Source organism: Plesiomonas sp., from assembly GCF_051650925.1.
Lineage (GTDB): Bacteria > Pseudomonadota > Gammaproteobacteria > Enterobacterales > CAMTGL01 > Plesiomonas.
On sequence record NZ_JBOFRH010000601.1, the window covers coordinates 1 to 3,194 of the forward strand.

Genomic DNA, 3,194 nt, shown 5'->3' on the forward strand with positions numbered 1-3,194 from the left:
AGGCATCGGTGACCGAGACACCGTAGGCCATCTGATCACGTGGTTGTTCTGCTGACTGGTTACCCGCCTGTAAATGACTTTCCAGCATGATACCAATAATTGCACGGTTACCGGCTTGAATTTGGGCAACAACTTCATCGGCAACCGCCGGCTGACGGCGATAATCTTTATTTGAATTGCTGTGGCTACAATCAACCATTAGCGCACTTGGTAAACCTGCTTTGGCCATTTCAGCCTGACACAAAGCAATATCTTCTGCCGAATAGTTCGGTTTTTTTCCGCCGCGTAAAATAACGTGCCCATCAGGGTTGCCCTGTGTTTGTAACAACGCAACCTGACCGGCCTGATTAATTCCCATAAAACGGTGCGACATAGATGCCGCTTTCATCGCATTAATCGCGGTACTCAGACTACCATCAGTACCATTTTTAAAACCAACGGGCATGGATAACCCTGAAGCCATCTCTCGGTGGGTTTGTGATTCTGTTGTTCGTGCACCAATTGCTGACCAACTGAACAGATCGCCGATATATTGCGGGCTGATCGGGTCAAGGGCTTCAGTGGCCAGCGGCATGCCCATTTCATTTAAATCAATCAGCAGTGATCGGGCAATGTGCAACCCAGCTTCAACATCAAAAGAGCCATCCATATAAGGGTCGTTAATAAGCCCTTTCCAACCCACTGTGGTACGTGGTTTTTCAAAATAGACCCGCATCACAATATAGAGGTGATCACACAATTGGTTGGAAAGCACTTGTAAACGGCGAGCATACTCAAGCGCGGCATCGGTATCGTGAATCGAACAGGGCCCGCAAACCACCAGTAAACGCGGATCACGGTGGTGAATAATATCAGCAATTGTCTGGCGTGATGCGGCAATGTGATTCAAAACCTGTTCACTGGCCGGTAATTTCTCTTTTAGTGCATCAGGGGTAATCATCACCTGTTCGGCGCTGATATGAACATTATTTACGTGATCTCGCTGCATTTTTATCATCCTTGGTCTTTGGTATTACAACATGAGGCAATACGGCCATTTCCGAGCTCTCAATCGTATCAGCACAGGCTAAAGTGTGCTTCCATTCACAATACCAATATACGTAAACTTTTCAATCCATTTTCGTAACGAAAAGATTACTAACACCAATTACAAAGCCTTATTCCGTAAACTTAAGATTACAATCGAATGGAAATGCAAAGAAAGTCACACTCTGTTTGATGTAAACCGATTATCAAGAATCGAACCTGTATCACCTTCCTATTCAGTGTTCGGTGATCGCATCCGCTGTTTTATCTCTGCAAAGGGATAATAATTAAATTAGTTTAATATCAATGTTATATAAAACTCATAATCAGGGATTGGCTTTATGATTGCGTTACAATTTGCGGTTGTTCTATTGTGTTTATTAGTTGGTACCCGATTTGGCGGAATGGGCTTAGGTTTAATCAGTGGTATCGGGTTATTTATACTTAGTTTTGTCTTTGGCTTAATGCCGGGTGAGCCTCCGGTCAGCGTTATGCTGACAATTCTTGCCGTTATTGGTTGTGCTTCTGTACTGCAAACGGCAGGTGGGCTTAATGTTCTAATGCAATATGCAGAGCGTCTGCTGCGTCGCCATCCACAATACATCACTATTCTTGCACCGCTCACGACATGGACACTGACTTTCCTGTGTGGCACTGGGCATGTGGTCTACACCATGTTCCCGATCATTTCGGATATCGCCATTAAGAAGAATATCCGACCGGAACGCCCAATGGCGGTGGCATCAGTGGCCTCACAAATGGCGATCTGTGCCTCACCGGTATCGGTGGCGGTTGTCTCACTGCTCTCTATTCTTGCAGCGAAACAGGGTGTTGGCGAAGCCATCAGTATGCTGACACTGCTGGCAATTTCGATTCCGGCATCATTGTGTGGCGTGCTGGTTGCAGCGCTGTGGAGTCTGCGTCGTGGTAAAGATCTCGATGATGATCCTGAATTTCAGGCCAGACTGAAAGATCCTAAGCAGCGTGAGTATATCTATGGCGGTAGCAGCACACTGCTTAATGAGTCATTCCCGAAAGAGTCTTACTGGGCAACGGCTATTTTCTTTGCTGCCATTGGTGTTGTGGTACTGCTTGGTGCATTTGATCAGCTACGCCCGGTGTTTGATCTGGGTGATGGCAAAACCAAAATGCTATCAATGAACATCGCCATTCAGATGATGATGCTGATTGCCGGTGCACTGATCTTAATGCTGTGCAAAGTTAAACCGGGTGAAATAGCAAACAGTGCCGTATTTAAAGCAGGTATGGTTGCCATATTTTCTGTATTTGGTGTGGCATGGATGAGTGATACCTTTTTCCAAGCACACATGGTTTTACTTAAAGAGAGTTTGGCCGATGTTGTGGTTGCCCACCCATGGACTTATGCGCTGGTACTTTTTTTAGTGTCAAAGCTGGTTAATAGTCAGGCCGCCGCACTGACCGCTATCGCTCCAATGGGCTTGGCACTGGGTGTTGATCCGAAAATGATCGTCGCATTTTTCCCAGCCTGTTATGGCTATTTTGTGTTGCCAACCTACCCAAGTGATCTGGCCTGTATCGGTTTTGACCGCTCTGGTACAACCCGTATCGGTAAGTTTATTATTAACCACAGTTTTATTTTGCCGGGGTTAATTGGTGTTTCAACCGCAAGTGCAGTCGGGTTTCTGCTGGTTGAAACCTTCTTGTAATTTCATGGCCAAACCCACAATTCGGGCAGCGTTATGCTGCCCAAACATCTGTTTTAGACTCTGTATTCCATTCCAAAAAAACTGCGTTTCTAATATTTACATCGCCCTACTTTAATCAAGAGCTAAAAGAGCACTTATTTTTATAACAAAAACTCGTTATTCATACAGTTTAATATCAGCACGTTTATTTTCATGTGAAAACTATAAATAAGCGAAGAATTAAAACGAAATAATCACATCAAGCCAAATATTTGTCGCGCCAATCATCACTACAAAAGAATAGGCATAAATAAATGACAGATATACCATTAAACTACTAAATTAATATGCAACAATGCTGACATGCCTATTCCGTTGAAATAACACCCGTAATTATTGCACATGATGATTATGTGACATGTATGTATTGTGATCCCATTTAAATACAAGATAATAATAAATTACTTTATGCATATTTAAAGAGAGCAAAGCATTGACCAC

2 protein-coding genes are annotated in these 3,194 nt (G+C 43.8%); one reads left to right on the top strand and one right to left on the bottom strand.

The annotated features are described in order from the left end of the window. On the bottom strand, positions 1-988 hold a 988-nt coding region (locus tag ACRC27_RS14345; protein WP_438640194.1), incomplete at its 3' end, for a 3-deoxy-7-phosphoheptulonate synthase. A gap of 379 nt (positions 989-1,367) precedes the next feature. Between ACRC27_RS14345 and ACRC27_RS14350 the strand changes: the two genes are divergently transcribed. Further along, complete coding sequence (locus ACRC27_RS14350; protein WP_438622505.1) at positions 1,368-2,714, top strand: anaerobic C4-dicarboxylate transporter; 1,347 nt, start codon at positions 1,368-1,370, stop codon at positions 2,712-2,714. The last annotated feature ends 480 nt before the right edge of the window (positions 2,715-3,194 follow it).